The following is a 5,900-nucleotide window of genomic DNA, read 5'->3' on the forward strand; positions in this document are numbered from 1 at the left end:
CACCGGGCGTGCGGCTCGCGCCACGCCTCAGAACGTCAGGTGCAGCGACTCCATCCCGATGTTCGCGCGCACCAGCCTGGCCCGGTGCGCGGTGCCCTCGGCGATCGCGTACTCCGGGATCCGGCGGTGCCACTCCTCGAAGAGGATCTGCATCTCCAGGCGCGCCAGGTGCGCGCCCAGGCATCGGTGCACGCCCACGCCGAAGGTGGTGTGCGGGTTCTCCGAGCGGTGGAAGTCGATGTCGTGGGGGCTCGGCCAGGTGGCCTCGTCCCGGTTGGCCGTCGTCAGATGGGCGTTGACCAGGGTCCCCGCCGACACCGGGCAGCCCGCGACCTCGACGTCCTCGGTGGTGACCCGGGGCAGGAACGGCGCGGGCGGATCCAGGCGCAGCAGTTCCTCGACCGCCGCCGGTACGAGGGAGGGGTCGGCGGCCAGTTCCTTGCGCCGCTCGGGGGCGGTGGCCAGGCGTTCCATGGCCATGCTCAGCGCGTCGGTGACGGTCTCCAGGCCGGCCAGGATCAGCATCACGCACAGGCCCATGGCCTCCGCGTCGGACAGCCGGTCGTCGCCGTCGATGGCCAGGATCTCGCTGAGGATGTCGTCGCCGGGCTGCGCGCGGCGAGTCCGGATCAGCTCCATCAGATATCCGGCGGTGGCCATGGTCCGCGCCGTCGCGGCCGCCCGTTCCTCGTCGGTGAGGGGGACTTCGCCCGCGGCGTCGGCGGTGAGGGCGAGGGCCGCTGTCTTGCAGGCGATGAACTGCTCGCGCTCCTCGAGGGGCAGCCCCAGCAGGGTCAGCAGGCCCTGTGCCGGGAAGGGGTCGGCGATGTCCGCGACGAACTCGCAGCCGCCACGGGCCTTGGCGCTCTCGATGAGGTCGACGGCCTGGGCGCGCAGGGACTCCTCCAGCGGCCGGATCCGGCGCGGGCTGAAGAACGGCTGCAGGATACGGCGGTAGCGGGTCTGCTCGGGCGGGTCGTAGCCCAGCGGGATGAGGGGGTAGCCGCTCTCCACGCCGTCGAACACCATCTTGGCCGAGAACCGGTTCGGCTCCCTGAGCATCTCCTTGACGCCGGCGAGGCCGGTCACCGCGAGGCCGTCCGCCATGGGCGCGACCTCGCCCTTGTCGGCGAGCATCCGCCAGGCGTCGTCGCGCCGCTCGGCCACCGGGAGGTCCTTCACCCGACATGCGGTGCCAGGGTCAACGCTGGTCATGTTCACTGGTCCTTTCGTACACACCCGTGGTCTCGTCGCTCACACGCTGATCGGCAGCCGGGCCGCACCGCGCAGGCTGAGCAGGCCGTTCCACTCGACCTCGCCGTTCAGGGCCAGATCGGGGAAGCGCTCCACCAGGCCGCCGATCGCCACCCGGCCCTCGATGCGGGCCAGCGCCGCGCCCAGGCAGTGGTGGATGCCGCCGCCGAGGGAGAGCTGCTTGCGGGCGTTCTCGCGGTCCAGGCGCAGTTCCTCCGCGTCGGGGCCGAAGAACTCCTCGTCGCGGTTGGCGCCGGCCAGGTTGGCGAGGATGAACGAGCCCGGCGGGATCTCGAACCCGCCGACGTGGTACGGCTCCAGGTTGATCCGCCGGCTGTTGTGCACCGGGGCGTCGTACCGGAGCATCTCCTCGACGGCGTTCTCGATCAGCTCCGGCTCGGCGCGCAGCAGGTCCAGCTGGTCGGGGTTGCGCAGCAGGGCGAGTGTGCCGCCGGAGATGAGGTTCACGGTCGTCTCGTGGCCCGCGACGTAGAGCATGGTGACCTGGGCGACGAGCTCGTCGTGGCTGAGGACGTCGCCGTCGTCCTCGACCGCGATGAGCTGGCTGAGCAGGTCGTCGCCGGGGTTGTCACGCTTCCAGGCGACGGCCTCGCCGACCAGGCCGAACAGCTCGGCGTCGGCCGCCTCGACGGCCCTCATCACCTCGGGGTCCGTGGTCGGTTCGACGGAGCGCATCAGTACGTTGGTGAGGTACCGCATGCGCTTGGTGTCGGTCGGCGGCATCCCGAGCATCCGGGATATCACGGTGAACGGCAGCGGGAACGCCAGGGATTCGACCAGGTCGCCGCCGCCTGCCGCGGCGATGCCGTCGAGCGCCTCGTCGACGAGGGCCTTGATCCGTGGCTCCATGGCGTAGATGGCGCGCGGTGTGAACGCCTTGGAGACCAGCTTGCGCAGCCGGGTGTGGTCCGGCGCGTCCCGGTCGAGGAGGGCGAGGCCCTTCAGGCGCGGCTCGTCCGTGACGCCCGCGTTCGTGTACGCGTCGCGGAACGGGCCGGGGGCGACGTGGCGCTGCTCGACGGAGAGATTGGAACGCAGCAGCGCGTCCACGTCCGCATAGCGCGACAGCATCCAGAAGCCGCCGGGGTGTTCGTGCACCGGGACCTCTCGGCGCAGCTCCGCGTAGTGCGGGTACGGGTCGGCCATGAATTCCGGCGTGAACGGGTTGAAGATCAGGGGCTCGCTGTGCGGCACCGTGCTCATGGTGAACTCCTCTGCCGAGCGCGCAGGCGTCAGCATTTGTGTACCGGTGAAAGGGGGTTGTGCTGGTCGAGAGGTCCAGCGCGCGGGGGGAGGTGGTCCCGTTCGGCGCGGTGACACCGGTGGTGCCCCGCCGGGACGGTTGCTGATCGTAGCTTTCCTTCCTCCGTCTCTCTAGATCTTTTGTGCCGGTCGCAGGGCCCGCATCCGGGCCGTGACGTGGGCGGCTGCGCCGTCCATGAGGTGGTCGGCGACTGCCTCGACGGTGCGGGCCCGCCACGGCTGCAGGCTGGTCCCTGCGACCGCCTGGTTGAAGGCGCCCATCGCCGGTCCGCAGTGCACCAGGTAGTCCACGGTGGACTGCCGGTCGCCCGTCACCGCGAGGCGGAAGCCGCGCCGGAAGTAGGCGCGGAACACATCGGCCAGTTCCGCCTTGGGGTCGGTGTCCGCCACCGTCGCCCCCGGGTTCTCTCCACCCAGGTAGCGGTCGAAGACCTGCTTCCTGATGGGGGCGTCGAGTTCGGCGAGGGACGCGTGGCGGCGCCACAGGTCGTGCAGCCTGGACGCTCTGGCCGGGAAGAACTGACCGCGCTTCAAATAGCGGGCCTGGACCCCGTGCTCGAACAGCTCGCTCCAGGGCGCGGTGTCCACGTCGTACTCCTGGGCCTCCTGCAGCAGGTCCTTGACGGCGGCGCTGGTGGCCGCCTCCACGGAGCACTGGTTGACCGAGCCGGTCAGCACGAAGTCGGCGCCCATCAGGAACGCCGCGGCGGCCGCCTCCGGGGTGCCGATGCCGCCCGCGCATCCCACGTGCACCCGGTGTCCCGGCCGTGCCGCCTCGTCCCGGAGCCTCAGCACCGCGGGGAGCAGGGAGAGCGGGCCCGCCGTGCCGGTCAGCCAGCCGCCGTCCGCCTCGATGCACAGGTCGTCCGCCATGGGGCGCCCGGCCGCGGCGGCGGCCTCCTGTTCCGTCACCGATCCCTTGGCGAGCAGCATCGTTACGTGCTGGTGCGGCGGCGGCGCGAGGAAGGCCGCGGCGAGGTCGGTCCTGGACACCTTCGCGAGGATCCGGCCGCCCTTGAGCCGGTAGCGGACCAGCTCCTCGGTGACGAAGGGGTAGCCGGACGCCTCGACCAGGCCGACGCCGTGCCGCAGCAGCGCGTCGACGAGCGGGGCCTCCCGCTCCGGTGCCCGGTGCGGGTAGAGCAGGTTCACGCCGTGGCCGTGGGGGCCGAGGTCCTCGGCCAGGCCGTGCAACTGCCGCTCCACCTCGTCGCTTTGGAGCCCGCCGATGCCGAGGAAGCCGAGCAGGCCCGCCTTCGACGCCGCGCGCACCAGCTCCCGCCCGGACACCCCGCCGTACATCGACCCCACGACGTAGGAGCGCCGCAGCCCGTACCGTTCGCGGAAGCTGCGGGCGCCGAGCGATTCGGCGTCGATCCCCGCCGGTTCGCCCTCGTCGGTGGGCGCCCCGGCCGCGGCCTGCGTCTGTGCGGTCGGCCGGTCGGTGGGCGGGATGAGCGGTTCCGCGGCGTCCCTGATGCGCGTCACCAGCTTCGTCAGGACCCTGCCCGGCCCCAGCTCCGTGAACTCGAAGTCTCCGTACGCCATCAAGGTGCGCACCGTGTCGGTCCACCGGACCGACGAGGCGATCTGCGACGTCAGCCGCTCCCTGACCGTGTCGGCCGTGTACGGCCTGGCGTCGACGTTGGCCAGGACGGGGATCTTCGGCGGGTGCAGGGTGACCCCGTCGAGGAACCGGCCGAACTCCTCCGCCGCCGGGCGCATGTACCGCGAGTGCAGCGGGGCGCTGACGTGCAGCCGGACCGTGCGGGCACCGGCGGCCTCGAAGGCGGCGCAGGCCGTGTCGATCAGCTCGCCGGGGCCGGAGACGACGAACTGGTCCATGGCGTTGTAGTTGGCCAGGTCGAGCCCGGCGAGGTCCGATTCGGTGAGGACGCGCGTGACGGTCGCCTCGTCGACGCCGACGACCGCGGCCATCGCCCCGCCTCCCGCGGCGGCCATGAGCTCACCGCGCCGCCGCACCAGGCGCAGTCCGGTCGCGAAGTCGAAGACCCCCGCGGCGAAAAGCGCCACGTACTCGCCGAGGCTGTGCCCGATCACGTGGTCCGGCGGCACCGGGTCGTCGGCGAGCCGCTCCAGATAGGACAGCGCGCCGACGACGTAGAGGGCGGGCTGGGTGAACTCGGTGCGGCCGAGCCGTCGTTGCGGGTCACTGACGCAGAGTTCCTCGATCGAGTAGCCGAGCACCTCGTCGGCGATCGCCGTCTGTTCGGGGAACCGCGCGAACAACTCCCTTCCCATGCCCCGGCGTTGAGATCCCTGGCCCGGGAATCCGTAGACCTTCATTCCGTGCGCCTTCCGTGGTGTCGTCGGGGCGGCGTGCGTGCGGACCTCGGCCAGCAGGTCGGTGTCCTTGGCGAACTGGCTGAGCAGCGGCAGGGATCGGGCGCCCGAACCCGCGGGCAGCAGGGCGCGGACGAAGTTGTGCAGGCTGCCCGACGGGCCGAGGTCCAGGTGGAGGAAGTCCCCGCGGGCCCGCAGGCCGGCCATGGCGCGCTCGAAGTCGATCGTCCGCCGCGCGGCGTGCCAGAAGTGCTCCGGGGTGACGTCCTCCACGAATCCGCCGCTCGCGCAGGAGACCCAGGGGATGCGCGGCCGTGCGAGCGCCACGCCGTCGAAGCTGTCGCGGCACGCCCCGACGACCGGATCGAGGAGCCGGGAGTGGAAGGCGTACTCGACGGGCAGCCGCAGGTGCAGCACGTCGGCCGCGCGCAAGGCCGCCTCGGCAGCGGCCAGTTCGGCCTCCCCGCCCGCGACCACGAAGTTGCCCGGGTAGTTGCGGGCCGCGACCTCCAAGGCGCCGAGCTCGGGCACCGTGTCCATGACCTCGGGCCCGGCCAGCACGGCGAGCATGCCGCCGCGGGGGCTGCCGGCCATGATGCCGGCCTGCCGGACGAGCACGCGCAGGCAGTCGTCCGCGGACAGGCTGCCGGCGACGACGGCCGCCGCGTACTCGCCGAGGCTGGAGCCGAGCACGTAGTCGGGCTCGATGCCCTCCGCGCGCAGGGTCTGTGCGAGGGCCAGCTCGATCATGACGATCGCGGGGTGGGTGATCCGGGTGTCGTCGAGCGGGTGGTTCCTGGGCTTGACGGGGTCGAAGACGCGGTCGACGACCGACTCGCCCAGGTGCTCGCGGACCACGGCGTCCAGGCGCAGCAGCGCCGTGCGGAACACCTCGTTGGCGTCGAAGAGTTCCTTGCCCATGCCGTAGTACTGGGAGCCCTGGCCGGAGAACATGAACACCACGGGAAGCCGTGGCTCCGCACTCTTCGGCGGCTCGCTCTTCAGTGGCTCGCTCTTCAGTGGCTCGTTCATCGGTCGCTCGTTCATCGGTAGCTCGT

General features: G+C 71.7%; 3 protein-coding genes. All 3 read right to left on the bottom strand.

All coding sequences use genetic code 11. The features are described from left to right. Positions 1–27 precede the first annotated feature (27 nt). Entirely contained in the window at positions 28–1,215 is a 1,188-nt protein-coding gene (locus AB0B50_RS37590; RefSeq protein WP_362340388.1) for a cytochrome P450, read from the bottom strand. Positions 1,216–1,254: 39 nt separating this feature from the next. Then, positions 1,255–2,478 (bottom strand): cytochrome P450, encoded by a 1,224-nt coding sequence (locus tag AB0B50_RS37595; RefSeq protein ID WP_362340389.1) that lies wholly within the window; start codon positions 2,476–2,478, stop codon positions 1,255–1,257. Positions 2,479–2,649: 171 nt separating this feature from the next. Then, positions 2,650–5,874, bottom strand: coding sequence for an ACP S-malonyltransferase (gene fabD / locus AB0B50_RS37600; RefSeq protein WP_362340391.1), 3,225 nt, complete (start codon positions 5,872–5,874; stop codon positions 2,650–2,652). Positions 5,875–5,900 lie beyond the last annotated feature (26 nt).

It is taken from the genome of Streptomyces sp. NPDC041068, from assembly GCF_040647455.1.
Taxonomy (GTDB): domain Bacteria; phylum Actinomycetota; class Actinomycetes; order Streptomycetales; family Streptomycetaceae; genus Streptomyces.

Bases quoted from the DNA above. Each gene is read 5' to 3' on its own strand.
- fabD (WP_362340391.1), bottom strand. From the start codon at position 5,874: ATGAACGAGCCACTGAAGAGCGAGCCACTGAAGAGCGAGCCGCCGAAG.
- AB0B50_RS37595 (WP_362340389.1), bottom strand. From the start codon at position 2,478: ATGAGCACGGTGCCGCACAGCGAGCCCCTGATCTTCAACCCGTTCACG.
- AB0B50_RS37590 (WP_362340388.1), bottom strand. From the start codon at position 1,215: ATGACCAGCGTTGACCCTGGCACCGCATGTCGGGTGAAGGACCTCCCG.